The organism is Chryseobacterium sp. MEBOG06 (assembly GCF_021869765.1).
Classification (GTDB): domain Bacteria; phylum Bacteroidota; class Bacteroidia; order Flavobacteriales; family Weeksellaceae; genus Chryseobacterium.
The window spans coordinates 1,116,096-1,136,161 of the sequence record NZ_CP084580.1; the positions used below are offsets into that span (position 1 = coordinate 1,116,096).

Annotated in this window: 13 protein-coding genes and 4 tRNA genes; 10 read left to right on the top strand and 7 right to left on the bottom strand. The window is 35.7% G+C overall.

Annotated features, from left to right (window positions below; genetic code table 11):
- Nucleotides 1-46 precede the first annotated feature (46 nt).
- The 4 genes from LF887_RS05155 (at nucleotide 47) to LF887_RS05170 (ending at nucleotide 4,924) form a co-directional block, all read left to right on the top strand.
- On the top strand, nucleotides 47-1,144 hold the full coding sequence (locus LF887_RS05155) for a porin (RefSeq protein WP_410680922.1): 1,098 nt from the start codon (nucleotides 47-49) through the stop codon (nucleotides 1,142-1,144).
- 146 nt (nucleotides 1,145-1,290) lie between these two features.
- Nucleotides 1,291-2,400: a sensor protein KdpD gene (locus tag LF887_RS05160; protein WP_236857729.1), complete on the top strand. Its 1,110-nt coding sequence runs from the start codon at nucleotides 1,291-1,293 to the stop codon at nucleotides 2,398-2,400.
- A 5-nt stretch (nucleotides 2,401-2,405) separates the two neighbouring features.
- Nucleotides 2,406-4,121, top strand: coding sequence for an ATP-binding protein (locus LF887_RS05165; RefSeq protein ID WP_236857730.1), 1,716 nt, complete (start codon nucleotides 2,406-2,408; stop codon nucleotides 4,119-4,121).
- A gap of 104 nt (nucleotides 4,122-4,225) precedes the next feature.
- Complete coding sequence (locus tag LF887_RS05170; protein ID WP_236857731.1) at nucleotides 4,226-4,924, top strand: hypothetical protein; 699 nt, start codon at nucleotides 4,226-4,228, stop codon at nucleotides 4,922-4,924.
- 52 nt (nucleotides 4,925-4,976) lie between these two features.
- Here the strand turns inward: LF887_RS05170 and LF887_RS05175 are convergent, their stop codons facing one another.
- Both LF887_RS05175 and ligA read right to left on the bottom strand, forming a co-directional pair.
- The gene (locus LF887_RS05175; RefSeq protein WP_236857732.1) at nucleotides 4,977-7,529 is read right to left on the bottom strand and encodes a T9SS type A sorting domain-containing protein; all 2,553 of its coding nucleotides are present in this window, start codon (nucleotides 7,527-7,529) and stop codon (nucleotides 4,977-4,979) included.
- 92 nt (nucleotides 7,530-7,621) lie between these two features.
- Nucleotides 7,622-9,625 (bottom strand): NAD-dependent DNA ligase LigA, encoded by a 2,004-nt coding sequence (gene ligA, locus LF887_RS05180; protein WP_236857733.1) that lies wholly within the window; start codon nucleotides 9,623-9,625, stop codon nucleotides 7,622-7,624.
- Nucleotides 9,626-9,949: 324 nt separating this feature from the next.
- Between ligA and LF887_RS05185 the strand changes: the two genes are divergently transcribed.
- The 5 genes from LF887_RS05185 (at nucleotide 9,950) to LF887_RS05205 (ending at nucleotide 16,836) form a co-directional block, all read left to right on the top strand.
- Complete coding sequence (locus LF887_RS05185; protein WP_236857734.1) at nucleotides 9,950-13,036, top strand: TonB-dependent receptor; 3,087 nt, start codon at nucleotides 9,950-9,952, stop codon at nucleotides 13,034-13,036.
- A 129-nt stretch (nucleotides 13,037-13,165) separates the two neighbouring features.
- On the top strand, nucleotides 13,166-13,912 hold the full coding sequence (locus tag LF887_RS05190) for a glycerophosphodiester phosphodiesterase (protein WP_236857735.1): 747 nt from the start codon (nucleotides 13,166-13,168) through the stop codon (nucleotides 13,910-13,912).
- Between the two features lie 155 nt (nucleotides 13,913-14,067).
- Nucleotides 14,068-14,781 (top strand): 3-ketoacyl-ACP reductase, encoded by a 714-nt coding sequence (locus tag LF887_RS05195; protein WP_236857736.1) that lies wholly within the window; start codon nucleotides 14,068-14,070, stop codon nucleotides 14,779-14,781.
- A gap of 365 nt (nucleotides 14,782-15,146) precedes the next feature.
- The gene (gene prmA, locus LF887_RS05200) at nucleotides 15,147-15,974 is read left to right on the top strand and encodes a 50S ribosomal protein L11 methyltransferase (protein ID WP_236857737.1); all 828 of its coding nucleotides are present in this window, start codon (nucleotides 15,147-15,149) and stop codon (nucleotides 15,972-15,974) included.
- Between the two features lie 16 nt (nucleotides 15,975-15,990).
- On the top strand, nucleotides 15,991-16,836 hold the full coding sequence (locus LF887_RS05205) for an SH3 domain-containing protein (RefSeq protein WP_236857738.1): 846 nt from the start codon (nucleotides 15,991-15,993) through the stop codon (nucleotides 16,834-16,836).
- Between the two features lie 342 nt (nucleotides 16,837-17,178).
- On the opposite strand, the gene LF887_RS05210 is transcribed toward LF887_RS05205, so the two are convergent.
- The 5 genes from LF887_RS05210 to LF887_RS05230 all read right to left on the bottom strand — a co-directional run bounded on the left by LF887_RS05210 (nucleotide 17,179) and on the right by LF887_RS05230 (nucleotide 18,005).
- Nucleotides 17,179-17,412, bottom strand: coding sequence for a hypothetical protein (locus LF887_RS05210; RefSeq protein ID WP_236857739.1), 234 nt, complete (start codon nucleotides 17,410-17,412; stop codon nucleotides 17,179-17,181).
- A 127-nt stretch (nucleotides 17,413-17,539) separates the two neighbouring features.
- A tRNA-Arg gene (locus LF887_RS05215) sits at nucleotides 17,540-17,613 on the bottom strand.
- Nucleotides 17,614-17,645: 32 nt separating this feature from the next.
- Nucleotides 17,646-17,720, bottom strand: a tRNA-Pro gene (locus tag LF887_RS05220).
- Nucleotides 17,721-17,824: 104 nt separating this feature from the next.
- Nucleotides 17,825-17,898 (bottom strand) — tRNA-Arg (locus tag LF887_RS05225).
- A 32-nt stretch (nucleotides 17,899-17,930) separates the two neighbouring features.
- A tRNA-Pro gene (locus LF887_RS05230) sits at nucleotides 17,931-18,005 on the bottom strand.
- Nucleotides 18,006-18,697: 692 nt separating this feature from the next.
- Here LF887_RS05230 and LF887_RS05235 point away from each other — a divergent pair.
- Nucleotides 18,698-20,065: a T9SS type A sorting domain-containing protein gene (locus tag LF887_RS05235; RefSeq protein ID WP_236857740.1), complete on the top strand. Its 1,368-nt coding sequence runs from the start codon at nucleotides 18,698-18,700 to the stop codon at nucleotides 20,063-20,065.
- Nucleotide 20,066: the final 1 nt, after the last annotated feature.

Below are 20,066 nucleotides of genomic sequence, written 5' to 3' on the forward strand. Positions count from 1 at the left end.
GCAGAAAGCTTAACCTTTTACTTACTTCTGTTATGTATTCAGATACATGAAAATTAAAGTGAAAAAATATCTAGTTATAAGTGCTTTATTAGGAATTATTTTCTCAAAAGCGCAGTCATCGGATTCATTAAAAGCATCTCATAAAGTTACATTTTCAGCGTATGCAGAACTTTTTTATACTTATGATTTTAATAATCCAACCAGCCATCTCCGTCAGAATTTTTTATACTCATATAACAGACATAATGAAGTGAATCTTAATCTGGGACTTGTAAAAGCTGCTTACCAAAGTGATAATCTTCGTGCTAATCTAGCCCTGATGGCTGGTGCTTATGCACAGGATAATATGTCAGCAGAACAGGATGGATTACGGTATGTAAACGAAGCAAACATAGGACTCAAAATTTCCGGAAACAAAAATTTATGGGTTGATGTAGGAATCATGCCCTCCCATATCGGTTGGGAAAGTGCTATAGGAAAAGATAATATCAACCTGACAAGGAGCTTTGCTGCTGAAAACTCTCCGTATTTCGAGACGGGAGCCAAAGTTTCCTACACCTCTGATAGCGGAAAATGGTTTTTGAGCGGGCTTGTCCTTAATGGCTGGCAACGTATTGCCAAACCGGAAGGCAATCAGAGTATATCTTTCGGGCATCAGCTGACTTACAAACTCAATGATAAGATGACGCTGAACAGCAGTTCATTCATTGGGAATGATAAAGTAAAGGAAGATAAAAGAATGCGTTATTTCCATGATTTATATGGAACGTTTCAGCTGACAGAACAGTTTTCAGCTTTGCTGGGCTTTGATATCGGAGCCGAACAGAAATCAAAAGGAAGTGACCAGTATAACATCTGGTACAGTCCGAATGTTCAGATGAAATATCAACTCGATAATAAATGGGCATTGGCAGGAAGATTGGAGTATTATAATGATAAAAATGGAGTTATTATCAACACAGGAAGTCCTGACGGTTTTCAGACATTTGGATATTCATTGAATGTAGATTATGCTGTATTAAAGAATGTGATATTCCGTACAGAGGCAAGAGGATTTACCTCTAAAGATGCCATTTTTGTAAAAGATAATGAAATTAAAAAAGGAAACTTTTTCATTACAACAAGCCTGGCAGTTTGGTTTTAAATTGAAGGATGAAAACTTCCAGCTTAGATAAATATTTCAATCGGAGAGGTGAAGATACCTCTCCTTTTGGAGTACTTACCCATCAAAGATTTGATAGGATGGTTAAAAAAAATACAATAACTTAATACTGTAAAAAGTAATAATCAATGTCATCAGCAAAACATTTTTTAGAACTGATCCAGAAATCCCGGAAAGGTAAATTCAAGATTTATATCGGGATGAGTGCAGGCGTAGGGAAGACTTTCCGTATGCTTCAGGAAGCTCATTCTCTTTTACGAAACGGCATTGATGTAAAGATTGGTTATATTGAAGCCCATGATCGGGAAGAGACCGTAGCATTGGTAGAAGGTATTCCCGAAATTGAAAGAAAATCTGTTTTTTATAAAGGAAAAAGTCTTGAAGAAATGGATCTTCAGGGGATTATCAACGAACACCCGGAAGTGGTGTTGGTGGATGAATTGGCGCACACCAATGTAGAAGGTGCCAAGAATAAAAAAAGATGGCAGGATGTACTTGAAATCCTGGATAACGGAATCAATGTCATCAGTGCCATGAATATCCAGCATATCGAAAGTCTGAATGAAGAAGTAAAGAAAATCACCGGAGTGGAAGTGACAGAGAGGGTTCCGGATAAGATTTTAGCATTTGCCGACGAAGTGGTGAATATAGACCTTACTGCCGATGAACTGCTGACCCGTTTGAAGGAAGGAAAGATCTATAAAAAGGAGAAAATTCAGACTGCACTCAGTAATTTTTTTCAGAGCGGACATATTCTTCAGCTTCGCGAGCTCGCTTTAAAGGAAGTCGCTACGCATGTAGAGAGAAAGGTAGAAACTGAAATCAAAACGGAGAACTTCAAACCTGTAAAATTCCTGGCCTGCATCAGCAGTAATGAAAAGATTGCAAAAACAATTATTCGGAAAACAGCAAGACTGGCCAGTTATTACAATAGTTCGTGGACTGTTTTATATATTCAGAAACCGTCCGAAAATCCTGAAAAAATAGCGTTGGACAAACAGCGGTATCTAATTAATAATTTTAATTTAGCACAGGAATTGGGAGCCAAAGTAGTCAGGATCAAAGAAAGCAGTATTCATAATGGAATTCTGGAGTATGTGATCGCTCACAATATCACTACAGTCTGTATTGGGAAACCTCATGCAAGATTCTGGCAGCGGCTCTTAGGCTATAGCTGGATCTATACCCTGATGAACAGGCTCAATGAAAAACAGATAGATATTATTATTTTATCTTAAAAGTAATGAAACTTAAAACGAAACTTACCCTAGGTGTTGGCCTTTTATTTCTGCTGATTGTTTTGCTTTCAGTAATAGGTTCTGTATACATTAATAAACTAAAATCCGATACCGAAAAAATTCTTACGGCCAATTACAACAGTCTGGAATTTTCTAAAAATATGCTTCTTGCGCTGGACAATATCAGTACAGACAGCACGGTAGCAATCGCTGATTTTCAGAAAAATAATCAACTGCAGGAAAAGAACCTTACAGAATTTGGAGAAAAAGAAGCCACTCAGAATTTAAACCTGCATTTCAGCAGTTATCTGAAAGAACCCTCAACCAATAAAGAGAAACTGATTCGGGAAGATCTGGCCAAAATTATGTCTTTAAATATGAAAGGTATAGAACGGAAGAGTGATATTGCGATCATTACAGCAGAAAATGCCACTTTCTGGATCGTAAGCTTAGGAACCGTATGTTTTCTGATTGCTTTTACACTGCTTTTCAATTTACCTCAGACTATTGCAGAGCCTATCAAACAATTGACGTTCAGTATCAGACAGATTGCCGATAAAAACTATAATGAGAGAGTTCATTTTAAAGGAAGTGAAGAATTCAACAGCCTTGCGGAATCATTTAATGTGATGGCCGAAAAACTTCAGGAATACGAAAGCAGCAGCCTTTCCAGGCAGCTGATGGAGAAAAAAAGGATTGAAACTCTTGTTAACAATATGCATGATGCTGTCATTGGGCTTGATGAAAATCATTTTATCTATATGATCAATGACGAAGCATTGAAGATTACAAACCTTCACAAAGAGGATATTATTGGAAAAACAGCTCATGAAGTGGCCATAAATAATGACTTGATGAGAGAATTGCTTAAAAATATAGATCACCCGATAAAAGATCCCATTAAGATTGTCAGAGATAATAAAGAAAACTATTTTGAACAGGATATCATTCCCATCAATATTGTAAAAACCGGAGAAAAGGAAAAAAAATATATCGGAAAAGTAATTTTATTAAGAAATATTACGCCTTTCAAAGAACTGGATTTTGCCAAAACCAATTTTATAGCTACCATTTCCCATGAACTGAAAACTCCGATTTCAGCTATAAAAATGGGAGTGCAGCTGCTCGGAAACCAAAAATTCGGAGCATTGAATGAGCAGCAGAAGGAACTTCTGAAAAGCATCAATGAAGACGGTCAGCGTTTGCTGGATATCACTGGAGAACTGCTGAATCTTTCCCAGGTTGAATCCGGAAATATCCGTTTAACTATAGAAAAATGCTCTCCAAAAGAAATCGTAGAGACTGCCGTAAAAAATGTGGAAAAACTTGCCGAACAAAAAAATATCCCAATCAGTACCGAGTATCTGCTGGAGGAAAGCGATTTTGTATCTGCTGATTTTGGTAAAACCGTCTGGGTGATGAATAATTTTCTGACCAATGCGGTAAAACATTCATTTCAGGATGAAGGAATAAAGATTGTAGTGGAAAAACGGAACTCATTTATTCAATTCAGCATTACGGATACCGGAAGTGGAATTGATGAAAAGTACCACCGCCAAATCTTTGACCGTTATTTCCAGGTTCCCGGTGAACATCAGAATGGGACCGGGCTGGGATTAGCTATTTCAAAAAATTTCATTGAAAAACAGGAAGGTGAGATTGGGGTGAAGAGTTCCCTGAATAACGGAAGTACGTTTTACTTCAGACTGCCGGTTTCGTGATGTTTTTATAGCAGATATAATTTAAAATTTAGATTAAATTCATATAGGATTAACTCTTTTACATCTATTAAAGTTAAGAATACATTTCTTATTTTTGGCTAAATATGAGTACATTAGAATTATCCGTCCACAAACTTTATGAAACCTTTTCAGTTTATCCTCTAAGGGAAAAAATAGAAGGCTGCCCATGTTGCATTTCGAATGAAGATAAAGAGTGTATTCATTCTCAACCATTAAAAAAACTTTCAGCTGAAGACCTTTCGAGATATGTATTTAAGGCCATGACAACATGGGGGAATACGGATGATTTTAAATACTTTCTTCCCAGAATATTTGAGATACTTACTTATGAAGGTTTTTATTTTTCAACAGCTACAATATTGGGAAAACTTGAATATGCTAATTTTGACAGATGGCCGGAAAGCGAAAGGTTAGCTATTCAGAATTTTCTTTCAGAATGGTGGAAAGATCTTATTAAAACTAAACCCTATTTTGATCATGATACTTTTATCTGTATCTATAAAATTACCGGAAATCTGGACCAGATGCTAAAACATTGGGAGACAGATGTGAAAAAAAATGGATTTGTTGTGTTGGTTGATTGTATTTATTACGATACACACCTTGATCTTAAAGAGTTGGGGACGGTAGATATTGATAAAATAAATAGTTGGATTAGAAAGAAATCTGAGATACTGGAAGAGGGATTTTTTTACTTTGAGAAAATAAATAAAAACTTTGCCACTACTATTTCTAATGCTTTATTTATTCTTGAAAACAGTGTAAGATTTAAACAAAATTAAAAGCGCTACAAAAATATTTCGCAGCGCCTTTAATATAAGGATTTCAGTAATCTCAGTCTTTAATAAACTTCTGTACAGTCGCTTTATCTTTAACAAATATTTTAATGATATAGTTTCCTTTGGGCAGATCAGAAACATTCACAGCATTTCCTTTTGTTCCTGTAGAAGTCACAATTCTTCCGGCTGCATCGTAAATTTCAACCTTAGTCACTTCATTTTTAGATTGAATCAATAAGGTTTCTTTTACCGGATTAGGATAAATACTTACCGCATTCTTATCGTTCTTCACTTCAGAAGTGGCTAATGTGGTCTCAACAGCTGTAGTGAAGGTATTGGTGATAATAGGAGCATGATAATCAAAGTAGATTTTGGCGGTATTACTGAAAGTATCTCCAGCATTTAAAGTGGATTTTGTCTTTATTTTAAAGGCTACATATCCATCATTATTAGCATCATCAAAAGGCAGTTGAATATTTTCAAAAATAAACTCCACAATATTCGGTGATTTAATTTCTGTTATAAAATTATGGCTTCCATTGAGTGCAACTACAGAGGATAGATCAAATTTTGATGTATCAATTTCATCCTTTACAACAATATTTTTGGCATTGGCCGTTCCTTTATTTTCAAATCGGATCAGATAATGTACATAATCTCCAACCTTTGTTTGTGCAATGGAAGTTCCTTCCAGACAAGTTTTATCATTAAGGTCAAAAGAATTGACAACGGTTTGGTTTAGGGTGAAATTGTTGTCAGTTGGTGTTTCATCTGTTGCTCCGTTGATTTGTGTTGTATAATGCAGGGTATCACCACTATTGAGAGGTGGGTTCTGTGTGAGATTGTTTAATTTTACCGTAACGGTGATTTCCTTTGATTGAAAAGGAAGAAGATTTGTGAAATTCCAGTTGAGTACTCCTGTAGACTGAGAGGCAGGAGCTGTTGTGGCAGTCTGGTAAGTCATTCGGTTATGATCAAAATTAAAAGATATATTTCCGGATTGTGTTTCTGTTCCTTTGTTTTTATAAACGATTTTATATTGAGCATCAAATCCAGAAATGGCTGCCTGTATAGGAATAGCAACAACTTCCAGATCATTATGTATACCATTGGCCGTTAAACAAAAGTTCTGCGTATAAGGACTTGGCTGTGTTGGAAAATTGGTAGTGAATAAAGGTGGCGTAATGTTAAAATAAGAAGGATTTTCCAACATCGGGGAGATCGTATTAGTTCCGTATACCAGAGGGAAAGAATAAGATCCGGACGCATCTGAAATGGCCATATTTTGCCCTAAAATATTGAATTTTTGAAAAGGTTTTATCATGTCATTAATGTCGCATCCATTTGTGTTCATGTCATATCTTGTTTTACCCTGAAGGATAAAATAAGAAGAACCTCCTGGTGTGAAAGAACAATAAGAATTTACGACAGCATTGGGTTGATTATAGGATGCTAATTGTGATATTATATAGTTAGTTTCTATAGGGTCAGTGCATACATATTGCAGTTGTGGTGTATTTGAAAAGCCAATGCCAAGATAATTATGCTTTCCGTTTTTAAGATTTAAAGTAAGGTTATTATCAAGATCAGCAATATCCAGAATAGTCTGCTTTGATAAATCAATATTCGTAAGCGAATTATTCATTACCTGAATACCTTTTAAGCCTTTTGCCTGATCAAATGCAATATTAGTTATTTGATTATTATTGGCATACAAATAACCTAAAACTGGATTATTATTAAGTGTTAATGTAGTAAGCTGATTATTGTAAATATAAAGCATTCCAATCAGCGGACTTGAACTAAAGTCCAAACTTGTGATTTGGTTGTCGTTAGCAAGAAACATTCCCAATCCAGTATAAGGAGTTACGTCAAAAGTCTGGAAAAGATTGAAGCTTATACTTAAATAGTTTACTAAAGAAGGATTAGGAATCGAAAGACTGCTTAGTTTATTACGGTATAATTCTAGTTTTTTCAAAGCTGTATCTCCGGCAAAATTAATACTTGTTAGAAATTGGTTTTGACTGACATTTACTTCTTCCAGCGCGGGGAGATTACTTAAATTTAAAGAAGTCATCGTTGAAGCTCCCAATGATAATTTTTTAAGATTAGGAAGTCCAGAAATATTAAACCCATTAATGTTGGAAACAGAAATTTCTTGTAAGGAAGTGTTCTGAATATTTATAACGTCTCCCGCGCTACCAAGTTGTGCGATATTTAGAGCATTGCAGTTTTCAATCGTTACGTTACCTACAGTTCCACCTGAAAAAATTAATTTTTGAAGAGTAGTATAATTACTGAAAACCAGAGTAGAGGATATATTAGGATTTGTTAGTTTTAGCTCAGTTAAATTTGGAAATTCAGTAAGTACTGATAAACTTGTAATAGCATTTGAAAGATCAGATATATTTATTTTATAAACCAGTGAAGCTTCCGATAGTTGAATCTGTCCATCATTATTTGTATCCAGAGTAATAAAGTTTCCGTTAGAATCACTTGTTGCTCCGTAAGTAAACAATTTTGTTTTCAAATAGGTATCGACATTCAACGTCTGAGCCTGAAACAATGGAAACAGAATCATCGAAATGATTAAATAGATTTTTTTCATGGTTTAGTTTTGATTATTATCGAATAGATTGCAAAAATAAACCATTAAGTGAATATCTTAATGGTTTATTTTGTAATTATTTAAAAAAAATGTTATTTTTCAATCAAATCCAGAAACTGCTGTTCATCCAGGATTTCGATAGTTCCGATGTCCTGAGCTTTTTTCAGCTTGCTTCCTGCCTTTTCACCTACTACAAGATAGTTAAGGTTTTTCGAAACTGCCGAAATATTCTTCCCGCCATGTTTTTCTACCATTTCCTCAGCAGATTCTCTGGTGAATAATGATAGTTTCCCTGTAAAAAGGAATGTTTTTCCTTCCAGAACATTTGATAAAACCTCATTGGTGCTTTCTCCCTTTTCAAGCTGTACTCCATAAGATTTCAATCTTTCAATCATCAGAATATTTTCTGTATTTTGGAAGAACTCTACAATACTTACAGCAATTTTACCTCCGATATCTTCTACCTGGCAAAGTTCCTCTGCTGTGGCATTTTTCAGGTCTTCTATCGTAGGGAAGTTTTTCACCAATTTCTTAGCAACGGTTTCACCCACATGTTTGATGCCGATTCCGTACAATACCTTTTCAAACGGAATTTCTTTGGATTTTTCAATTCCGGTAATGATATTCTGAGCAGATTTTTCTGCCATCCTGTCCAATGGAAGAAGCTGTTCTTTCGTTAAAACATAAAAATCCGCAGGATTTTCAATAAGTTTTTCCCTGTATAACTGCTCGATAGTTTCACTTCCAAGGTTATCAATATTCAATGCCTTTCTGGAAACATAGTGAATCATTCTTCCTACAACCTGGGGAGGGCAATGAAGTTCATTAGGACAGAAATGGATAGCCTGGTCTTCCACTTTTACCAACTCAGTTCCACATTCCGGACAATTTTTCACATATTCTATTTCCCTGCTTTCCTCTGTTCTTTTATCAGTATTTACACCTACGATTTTTGGAATAATTTCACCACCTTTTTCTACATAAACAAAATCATGCTCATGCAGATCAAGTTTTTTGATGATATCTTCATTATGCAGAGAAGCTCTTTTTACTATCGTTCCTGCCAATAAAACCGGTTTAAGGTTCGCAACAGGCGTAATAGCTCCGGTTCTTCCTACCTGATAAGAAACACTCTGTAACTCGGTCTCTACTTTTTCAGCTTTAAACTTATAAGCCATCGCCCAACGTGGAGATTTGGCAGTATATCCAAGCTGTCTTTGCTGTTGTAATGAATTAACCTTTAAAACAATACCATCAATTTCAAAAGGAAGATTATGGCGCTCAGTATCCCAGAAAGTAATAAATTCTTTTACCTCATCCAGTGTCTTACACAATTTCGCTTGCTGTGATGTCTTGAAGCCCCAGCTTTGAGCCTTTTGAAGCAATTCCCAATGCGTATCTGCAGGAACTTCATCAGAAATAAACTGATATAGTACCGAAGAGAGGCTGCGTTTTCTTACCTCAGCACTGTCTTGCATTTTCAAACTTCCACTCGCTGTATTTCTTGGATTCATGAAGGGGTCTAGACCTTCTTCCTCACGTAATTTATTCAGTTTATCGAAGTTTTTTCTCGTCAGATAAATCTCACCACGCATAAAGAACTGAGAAGGGAAATCACCTTTTAATGTTAAAGGAATATCTGAAATGGTACGTACATTAGGAGTGATCTCATCCCCCTGAAAACCATCTCCACGAGTTACTGCCTGTGTAAGTTTTCCATTTTCATAAAGAATAGAAATAGAAGCACCGTCATATTTTAGTTCAGCAACAAATTCTACAGGATCATTAATTGTTTTGATTATTCTTTTTTCCCAGTCTTCAAGATCGTCAAAATCATAAGAATTATCCAGAGAGTACATTCTGAATTTATGCTGAATAGTAGGGAAAACCTTAGTAATACCGCCACCTACACGCATGGTAGGAGAATTTTGATCATAAAACTCAGGATGTTTGGCCTCCAGATCCTGTAGTTCCTGCAGAAGTACATCAAACTCATAATCTGTAATAGTAGGAGTATCTAGTAAATAATAGTTTTCGTTATGCTGGTGAAGCTCTTTGCGGAGCTGTTCTATCTTTTGTTGAATATTTTCAGACATTGCTTTTATATCTTTTGAGCAAAAATAACTAAACTAATCGCATTTAAAAAATAACAGAATTAAATAATACATGAAAATTAATAATACGTAATAAACCTCAACAGACTGGTTATGTAGAGTATAAAGCGAGTGTTAAAAGTAATTTAACATAATGTTCCTATTTAATTAAAAAAATGTTAAAACTCCCTTAAACAGACAGCCGATAAAGTCAAGATACCTTTGCACATCTTATTTGAGTAACCTCTATGTTCTGAAAATCATTCACATTGTGAAAATAGAGGATCCTGATGACCATTAAAAATAAATATAAAGACTTCGGAAGAAATGAAAAAAGTAAAGATTGTACTGGGATTATTGTTTTTAGGGCTTGGAACATTAGCTTATGCACAGACTACACAGGCTTCTATTGTAGGGAAAGTAACCGGGCCGGGAAGTACGGCTCAGGAAAAAGTGAAAGTAACGATCGTGAACGAATCCACCGGATTCCGGACTGTCACTGAAACGAACTCAAAAGGAGAATATATCTTTAAAGAAATTCCTCTTGGAGGGCCTTATACGGTAATTGTAAACGAGGATAAAAAAGAAGGGTATAATGTCAACTTCGGCGATCAGGTTACGGTAAATATGGATTTAGGAAGTGAAAAGCATATTGAGGAGGTAAAAATTACCGGAAACCTTAAAAATAAGATCGGAAACCTCGGAGCGGCTACAGCCATTTCAGCTAAAAATATAAGTATGCTTCCGGTAAACGGGCGAAACTTTGCCAATCTTGCGGAATTATCTCCTTTAAGTGGAAAGGGAGGAAGTTTGTCCGGGCAGCTGGGATCCTCTACCAATTTTACCATTGATGGGATGACTGCTAAAAACCCTACATCAGCAGGGGCTACTACCAGCCGAAGCGGTGCTCCTTTCTCTATTTCCATAGAAGCGGTACGTGAATTTAAAATTATCACTAACCAGTATGATGTTACACTAGGAAGAAGCGGGGGAGGAACTGTAAGTGCTGTTACCAAATCAGGAACCAATAAATTTTCGGGAAGTGCATGGGAATATTTAAGAACCAATTGGCTTTCCAGTCCATATGATATCAGAGGAAACAAAAGACAAAATGATTTCTCTACCTCTCAGTTCGGATTTTCATTGGGAGGGCCAATCATCAAAAACAAACTACACTTCTTCGTAGCTTGGGACCACCAGCTGGATTCACGACCATTAATTATTGCAGATATCAAATCTCCGGATGATGAGAAGAGATTTAATACAACAACAGAAACACTTAATCAGTTTTTGAATATTGCAAGATCTAAATATGGAGTAGGTAATACACCTCAGTTCGGAACTTTTGATAAAAGAAGAAATTCAGATGCCGCATTTTTGCGTTTAGACTGGCAGATCAATGAGAAACATTTACTAACGTTGAGAAACAACTTCACTTCCGATCTTAATAAAAACGGACTGATTGACAATACCAGTATTAATTTCTTTGAATCTTACGGGAATGACAAAAACCTTGATAACAGCTTACTATTAACGCTAAGGTCAAACCTGCAACCTAACTTAACAAACGAGCTGAAAGCGCAGTACCTTTATACCTTTCAGGACAGCTACCAAAATGCTGAATTGGGAAAACCTGTTCCAAGAGCCATTGTTGAAAATGTTTCGGCTCCCGGAGTGGGATCTACCAATATTCAGATCGGAGGCCACCGTTTTGGGCAGGAAAGCTTTAGAAATAATGTATTCCAGATCGTAGACAATTTATATTACAATACCGATAAAGTAAAATATACTTTTGGTGCTGATTTGATGTATACCAATGCAAAATCAATCTATGGAAGCGAAGTGAACGGAAGATTTCAGTTTCAGGGACTTACCAATTTTGATAATATGACCCCTTACAGATACTACAGAGAAGTTCCTTTAGTAGCTGATCCGTCTGTAAGGTCCAATATCTGGAACATCGGTGTTTACGGGCAGTTTCAGGCAAAAATTGCAAAAGGACTTGATTTAATGGCAGGTTTAAGGTTGGATTACGGAGGCTATCCGAAAGCTGAATTCAACCAGAAGCTATATGACGAAATGGGAATCAAAACAGATAACCAGATCAAATCATTTGTGATCCAGCCGAGATTTCAGTTTGACTGGAATATCAACGAGCAAAACAAGGACTTCCTTAAATTCGGAGCCGGGATCTTCTCTTCGGATATCAACAATTACATGATTATCAATAACCTTGTATTTGACGGAAGGCACCTTGCCACAGTGGACGTCACCGGTAAAGATGTTCCGTTCCCGGATTTCAATAGCTACAGAGATAATTATGCAAACGTTCCTTCATTAGCGCAATTTCAGATTCCTACCATCAATTATACAGGGAAAGATGCAAAAATTCCAATCATTTATAAGGCCAATATCTCCTATACTCACTTCTTTAACGAAAGATTCAGGGTAGGAATTGCAGGATATATGGCTTTGGGTAGAAACAATTATTTTTACTATGACCGAAATATGCAGGCCAATCCATTCTTTACGCTGTCTAATGAGGATGGAAGAGGCGTATTCGTTCCTGTCACCGGGATCACCAATAACACGAACAACAGCGTAAATATCGACTGGAAAGCCGGAAGAATCAATAAGAATTTCGGAAGAGTACTGGAGTTGGTAAGTGATGGTAAGGTCAATCAGTTTTCCTGGGTAGCGGACACCAGTTACCGTTACTGGAAAGATGGAGAGATCACCGCAAGTTATACCTGGTCTGATATTAAAGACAATACCTCTTACAATGGAAATGTGGCAAACTCTGCTACCCTGTCTACCCTGGTTCAGGGCGACCCAAGAGATTTGAGAATGTCTTACTCCGATAATCAGTTCCGAAATAAAGTCGTTATCTATGGTAACTCGCCTACTATTGCAGGATTCTCTCTGGGAATAAGATATTCAGGAATGGGAGGGACCCGTTTCTCCGCAACAGCAGGAGGAAATATCAACGGAGATTTTGTAGATTCCAATGATCTTGCCTATATCTTCCCTAATATTGCACAAACCATTTTAGATGATCCTCAGGTGGGGCAGGCATTGAAAAACTATATCAGCGAATACAACGGTAAAATTGCAGAACGAAATGGCGGTAAAAATGGATTTTACGGCGTTTGGGATGTGCGTTTATCCAAAAAAATAAAATTTGATAAAATAGGAGCATTTGAATTTTCTGTAGATATTTTCAACGTAGCAAACCTTCTTAATAAAGAATGGGGAGTGAATGAATCTTATGGAAACGTCTCTTTATACAAAGTGACCAAATTCAATCAGGCAACCAGACAGTTTGAATACACTAAAAATGTAAGCGGTAACGGACTTGCTCCTTTATCCGGAAATCCATACCAGATTCAGATTGGAGCAAAGTATAGTTTTTAATAAAGAAAAATAGACATAATAAACCACAAAAGCCCCTTCTGGAAGACTTTTGTGGTTTACAGTTTTTATAATAATACTTACCTTTATCAAAAAGTTCCAGAACTTTATTTTAATTATCTAAATTATATTATGAAAAATTTTATCTTAGGGTTAGCAGTTTTAAGTACAGTTTTGATGAAAGCACAAACCCAGATCATTGCCCATAGAGGTTATTTTCAGGCCCAGCCTGCTACAACGGAAAATTCTCTTAAATCATTGGAAAATGCCCAGAAATTAAAAGTTTATGGGTCGGAATTTGATGTAAGAATGACTAAAGACGGAATATTGGTCATCAATCATGATGAGCATCATGGAAAGATGGATATTGCAGAAACTACTTTCAAAGAATTGGCACAGTTGAAACTATCCAATGGAGAAAATTTCCCTACTTTAAAAGATTATTTGAAACAGGGAAAAAAGGACTCATCTGTGAAGCTTATCGTTGAGATCAAGCCTGCCAAGACTCCGGAAATAGAAAATGAGATTACTCAGAAGACGATCAAAATGATCAGGGATATGAAACTTGAATCTCAGACCGAGTTTATTTCTTTCAGTTTGAATATCTGCAAAGAGATAAAGAAGCTGGCGCCGGCATTTAAAGTTCAGTATCTGAACGGAGAACTTTCACCAGAGCAGATCAAAAAAGAAGGACTGGATGGGATGGATTACCACTACAGTGTCTTCCAGAAAAATACTGGCTGGATTGCTGAAGCAAAAGCAATGGGATTAATTACCAATGCATGGACAGTGAATGATACTGCTGTGTATGATGAACTGAAAAAACAGGGAATAGGATTCGTAACAACGAATATACCTGACCAATTGAAAAATAAATAGGATTTTTAATTCATAAAAGATACAAAAAAGATACTGTTTTTACAGTTAGTAGATCCCGACATCTTAAAAACCATTAAAAAACTATTAAATCTCCTTTTTCGCCGTCTTGTAAAAAGGTTCTTTTGTAACTTTGTATTAAGAAAAGTATTACTACTATGAATATAAACGGAAAAAATGCCATTGTAACAGGTGGTGGAAGAGGATTAGGAAAAGCTGTAGCCCTTGCTTTAGCCAATGAAGGAGTAAACGTTGCCATTACAGGACGAAACGAAGAAAATCTTAAAATGGCAGTTGAGGAGATCAAAAAATTAGGCGTAAACTCAGCCTATGCAGTTTTTTCTGTAGACAATGAAATTCAGGTAAAAGCTGGAATAGAATCTTTGGCAGAACAGCTGGGAGGTGTTGATATTCTCATAAATAACGCTGGGATCGGAGATTTCGGAAGTATTGAAGAGATGCCTTCTGAAACCTGGGAGCAGGTTATTAATACCAATCTATTCGGAGTATATTATGCTGCTAAAGCAGTTCATCCATTTATGAAAGCTAAAGGTGAAGGTGACATCGTAAACGTAGCTTCTACAGCTGGTTTGAAAGGCGGCCCTAATATGTCAGCTTATGCAGCTTCAAAAGCAGCAGTAATTTCTTTGTCACAATCCATGATGGCAGAATGGAGAAAACAAAACATCCGTGTGATCACACTTACCCCTAGTACAATCGCTTCCGATATGAGTATTCAGGGAGGACTTACAGATGGGAATCCTGATAAAGTATTACAGCCGGAAGACTTTGCAGAATGGGTAAGAGATATTTTGAAAATGAACAGAAGAGCTTTAATCGCTAATGCTTCTATTTTCTCAACAAATCCTTAATAAGGTAAAAATGGAGAGTTGAAAATTGAAAATGGCTTCTCAGCTTTTTTGAAGTGGTAACTCAACAATAAAAATCAATAGGAGCGGGCTTTTGCCCGCTTTATTTATGATAGATCATGGCAGGTTTTAGCAAAAATATTGTCCAGAAAGGGTGGTGAATTGGATTTCTATAAAATAATCCTTCCAATACAGAATAATTGTGTGATCTTGAAAACCGCGATATTTTGCTCCTGTATTATTCAATAGAAATGGGCTTTAGCCCATTTAACAAAAAACCATAAAAAATCCTCTGGCTTTAGCCAAAACTTACCACTTCTATTTTTTTAACAATAATAACATTAGTATTTTTGCAGTAAATTACTTACATGCAAAATTATTTAGAATTCAATTTCAAAATCTCTCCATTACAACCATGGAACGAGATATTAATGGCGGAGCTTATAGAAATAGGTTTTGACAGTTTTACAGAAGAAATTGACGGGATTTTAGGATATATCCAGACAGATTTGTTTCATGAAGATCAGCTGAAAGCCCTTCCGATCTTTGAAAATGAGAATGTAAAGATTGATTATTCTTTCGAAGAAATGCCGAATATCAACTGGAATGAAGAATGGGAGAAAAATTTCTCACCCATCAATATTGATGATAAAGTATTGATCAGAGCAGAATTTCATGAGTCTGTACCAGGAATGCATGAAATCATTATTCAGCCTAAAATGTCTTTCGGTACGGGGCATCACCCAACAACTCACTTGATGATCCAACAGATGATGGATATTGATTTTACAGGTAAAAAAGTATTGGATATGGGATGTGGAACTTCTGTGCTGGCAATTTATGCGAAACAGCAGGGAGCCGGAGATACAAAAGCAATTGATATTGATGAGTGGTCGGTAGAAAACTCAAAAGAGAACTCAGTAAGAAACGGTGTAGAACTAGATATAGAACAAGGTACAGCTGAAAACTTAGGACATGAAAATTTTGATGTTATTTTAGCTAATATCAATAGAAATATTCTGATCTCAGATATCCCTACTTATGTTTCAGTATTGAATAAAGGAGGTAAACTGTTGCTTTCAGGACTTTGTTTCTTTGATGTGGATGATATCCTTGAAGTGTGCAGAGAAAGCGGTCTGGAGCTGAAAAAACAGTTGCAGCGCGAAGAATGGGTGAGCCTGTTACTTGAAAAATAATAACACACGCACAAGTATGAAAACCTTATTGACAGCTTGGTGTTTACTGATGCTGCAGTTTTTTACAGCTCAGGAAAATGAAATATATGCAGATGGCATTTTTGGATTTGAACAGAATAAAACGCAGAAAATTTTCACAAACTGGACAAGAGTCAGAAAAGAACCTGATGCCAATTCTCCAATTTTAGATTCTTTACAGAGCAACCAGACAATAATGGTTCTTAATAAAGAAGAAACTGTCCCTGTTTTGCAGCTTGGAGAAAGAAAAGCAAATTGGTATAAGATTTCTTATCAAAAAGGAGACGTAGCCTCTGAAGGATATGTATGGGGAGGAAATCTTTGTGTAGGATATCGAAATAAAAATGGGTATGATTTTCTTTTGGGCCTTTCAAAAACAATAAGTAAGAAAATTAAGGAATTGAATAGCTTTGAGAAGCAGAATATTGCCGGAATAAAAGTAATGGAAGGAAATAACCTGATTGATGAGGTTTATTTTGATACAGGAAAAGGAGAAGAGTTGAGTTCTGCTGCCTTCAATATTGAAAGCAATCATAAACTGCAGAATGTAGAGTTTACTTTAAAAGCAATGATTTCGGGTGAAGCTTGTGGTATCGCAGGTTATGATCAGTATGTTCTTTTTAAAGACAAGAAACTGGTTGCACTTCCACAATTGATGAATGTAGGAGATGCCGGTGTTTATTATCACAGTGAAGTGTATATTTTTCCTAATGATAAAGGGGGCATCCATGATGCATTTGTCTTTAAAATGGAAGATGTAGAGGTGGATGAAAAAGAAAAGGAAACAAAAAAAAGTTCTTCTAAGACATATCTTTGGAATGGAAATTCTTATCAATTAAAATAAGAGCATTTGTCAGAAATAAATTAAACCGTTGTAAGTACAGCGGTTTTTTTGCTTTCTAAGCAGCTATACTATGCCATGAAAAATGTATTTGGGATTAAAGCAATGCCCGGTAGCGCCTTAATAAAAATGGATCAGTATCAATTATTTCTGCCTGTTAAGTGATAGAACTCAAAAATGTCTGAATAACACTTTTACACCTGATCCCTTATTCTTGTATTGTCTCTGAAAAGTCTTGCCTTTGATACCGAAAAGTTCGGATATGACTTTGAGAGGAAGATCTTTAGTGTCTGCTAATTTTTTTTAAGAAGACGGCAAATTCATTTGTCATGCGTGTTCCTTTAGCTACAACACCCCAATCTCTCTGTAGGATTTCACGTGAGTGCTTATCAGTCCATCTTCTTCTTTTTCACATATGATTTGACAGTTGTACCTCTTATTGGGTAATTTATCTACAATAATTTCAGGGAGAAAACCTTTGGACTTTAGTAATCTATCTTGTAATTCATCAGGAATGCTGCTTTTTTCTTCAAAATAAATATGAAGTAAAAATTTAAGAAGGTCGTAATCGCTTAGCATAAGACAAAGATACAACCACTAGACATTCCCCCAACTTTTGAGACTGATCCTCTATCTGGTTTGCTCTGAGAATTCTTAGATTATAGTACAAAAAAAGACTCACAAAATATTGTGAGTCTAAATACAGTGAGCGCGAAAGGATTCGAACCTTTGACCGTCTGCTTAGAAGGCAGATGCTCTATCCAGCTGAGCTACGCACCCATTAAATAGTTTTGATAAAACTACTAAAACAGTCGGGGCGGCAGGATTCGAACCTGCGACCTCCTGGTCCCAAACCAGGCGCGATGACCGGACTACGCTACGCCCCGAATAGGTCATCAATAACAAATTTTACTTCGTTATGTTATTTCAGAAGTACAAGACTTTTGAATTGGAATGAAAAAAATCACAAGGTATTTGTGAATTTTTTTTGTGAGCGCGAAAGGATTCGAACCTTTGACCGTCTGCTTAGAAGGCAGATGCTCTATCCAGCTGAGCTACGCACCCATTAAATAGTTTTGATAAAACTACTAAAACAGTCGGGGCGGCAGGATTCGAACCTGCGACCTCCTGGTCCCAAACCAGGCGCGATGACCGGACTACGCTACGCCCCGAAGAGGTCATCAATAACGATTTTTACTTCGTTTTTGCGGTTGCAAAGGTACAATACTTTTCGAAATAAAAAAATAAAATTTAAATTAATTTTACGTGAATAATACCCAATTAATTTTACCGGACTAATAACCATTGAATTAACCTGTTTTAAAAATGAATAAAAATTCTTCAGATTTTTTTCTTTTTCATTCTTTATTAGTACCAATTGAGGGCTTAAGAATAATTTGCTATACGAATAATTAAATTTTTCAAATGTCAATTCTAGTAATCATGATTTAGTATTAAGCTTTAGAGCTATTTTTAGAGAGATAAGTGAGATGGTCACTTTATAATGTCCATTACAAAGAATAAAATAATAAACACTGATTATTTAAATCTTTTATAACAAATTTATGGTTAATAAGTAAAGGTTCTTTTTTTTTACACATAATTCCTTAAATTTTGTTAAATAAAAAATTTGCTATATCTATTTCTTTTATTAATTTGCAAAAGTCAAAAAACTAATACCTGATTATCCATGGAAAATTCAATCTTCTCTATTTACTGTTTTGATTATCATTGCGTTGCTATTGATGTCGCTCGTATAATTTCTTTTTCTTACTGATTTTTTTATAACCAAACCTTCGAATAGTTCTTGCTAACTATCAATTTTAGTAAAATATCTGGCATGTATAAACTTTCTTATTCTAAGATGTTTACGATAACTGCTTTATCGTGTTCTGTCTCTTTTTATTCTCAATTAGTGGGATCAGATGTCCAGCTATGGGAAAAAGCAAATCCGACGCTTCGTGAAGCTTCAAAATGCAAAGATGAAAATCTGCTTAATTTCCATTGCAGTATTAAGGATAAGCTGTTCAAAAAATATATAAAATACAGTAAAAATAAAAGTCATACCCTTACGGCTGTTCATCGCTCCAAGGAAGATGAATTAATCTGGGAAAATACAGATGAAAAAATATCTTTAGGAAATAACAGTTATAAGACTGGAGGGAAAAAAAATGTGGAAATTAGAAAAAAGCCAAGTATTTTTTCATATCTGGCAACGGCTGATTCTGACCATGAAAAATCGGACAGTCTGAAAATTAAATTTGAGGATCAGAATCTCTATGAGATGGTATTTCTGCCAAGAAAAGCCAGGTCCTTAGATTTAAATAAAATTCATTCCTATCTTTCTATTAAATACGGAATCTCTCTTGAAAAAGGGAAGTATTACAGTAGTGACGGGAAAATAATCTGGGATCCTGAACAACATAAAGAATATAAATATAAGCCTACAGGATTGGGCAGAGATAATGGTAATGAACTTTATCAGAAACAATCATCCAATCAGGCAGATCTTTTTTTAACTATCGGGAAAAACTCCATTGAAAGAACCAATGTGGAAAATCAGGCGATTTTTGATAACAATCAGTTTGTAATCTGGTCAGATGATAACAAGGATTTGGCTTTGAAAAATGACGGAAGTCTTGATGTTCTGCAAAAAAACTGGGAGATCAGTTTTATTGGCAATAAAGTTTCTAAAACGGATTATAGTGTCAGGATTTTAAAAGAAACGGTAAATCCGAGATCTTTACCTACTGCTTATTGGATGCTTCTGAAAAAACCTGATGGAAGTATACAGAAAATTCAGGGGGTTGAAAATGAATATTATATATTCTTCAATAAAGTTGATTTCCTGAATGATTTTGATAGCGGAGATACGGCCCATTTTACTTTTGCCGTAAGTCCATTAAAAGATCAAAAAAGAGAAAGTACAAATCCTATTCAGAATTCTGGACCCGGATCATCAATCAATAGCAGTGAATTATCTTTGGAACTGACTAAAATTAATCTTTATCCAAACCCGGTTAAAAAAGGACAGATCTTTACGGTTACTTTTCCGTCAATGGACGGGCTTGAGATTTCCATTTATGATGGCACAGGAAGACTTGTAAAGCTGGATAATATAGACAGGAAATCCAACCACTATACCGGGCAACTTGATGTACAAAGTGCTTATATCATCAATCTTACCCAAAACAAAAAAATTATAAAAACTTTCAAATTAATCGTTGATTAAA

Excerpts from the sequence above, each read along its gene's own strand:
- LF887_RS05185 (WP_236857734.1), top strand. The coding sequence starts at position 9,950 with ATGAAAAAAGTAAAGATTGTACTGGGATTATTGTTTTTAGGGCTTGGA.
- LF887_RS05155 (WP_410680922.1), top strand. The coding sequence starts at position 47 with ATGAAAATTAAAGTGAAAAAATATCTAGTTATAAGTGCTTTATTAGGA.
- LF887_RS05175 (WP_236857732.1), bottom strand. The coding sequence starts at position 7,529 with ATGAAAAAAATCTATTTAATCATTTCGATGATTCTGTTTCCATTGTTT.
- LF887_RS05190 (WP_236857735.1), top strand. The coding sequence starts at position 13,166 with ATGAAAAATTTTATCTTAGGGTTAGCAGTTTTAAGTACAGTTTTGATG.
- LF887_RS05165 (WP_236857730.1), top strand. The coding sequence starts at position 2,406 with ATGAAACTTAAAACGAAACTTACCCTAGGTGTTGGCCTTTTATTTCTG.
- LF887_RS05205 (WP_236857738.1), top strand. The coding sequence starts at position 15,991 with ATGAAAACCTTATTGACAGCTTGGTGTTTACTGATGCTGCAGTTTTTT.
- prmA (WP_236857737.1), top strand. The coding sequence starts at position 15,147 with ATGCAAAATTATTTAGAATTCAATTTCAAAATCTCTCCATTACAACCA.
- LF887_RS05160 (WP_236857729.1), top strand. The coding sequence starts at position 1,291 with ATGTCATCAGCAAAACATTTTTTAGAACTGATCCAGAAATCCCGGAAA.
- ligA (WP_236857733.1), bottom strand. The coding sequence starts at position 9,625 with ATGTCTGAAAATATTCAACAAAAGATAGAACAGCTCCGCAAAGAGCTT.
- LF887_RS05210 (WP_236857739.1), bottom strand. The coding sequence starts at position 17,412 with ATGCTAAGCGATTACGACCTTCTTAAATTTTTACTTCATATTTATTTT.
- LF887_RS05195 (WP_236857736.1), top strand. The coding sequence starts at position 14,068 with ATGAATATAAACGGAAAAAATGCCATTGTAACAGGTGGTGGAAGAGGA.
- LF887_RS05170 (WP_236857731.1), top strand. The coding sequence starts at position 4,226 with ATGAGTACATTAGAATTATCCGTCCACAAACTTTATGAAACCTTTTCA.
- LF887_RS05235 (WP_236857740.1), top strand. The coding sequence starts at position 18,698 with ATGTTTACGATAACTGCTTTATCGTGTTCTGTCTCTTTTTATTCTCAA.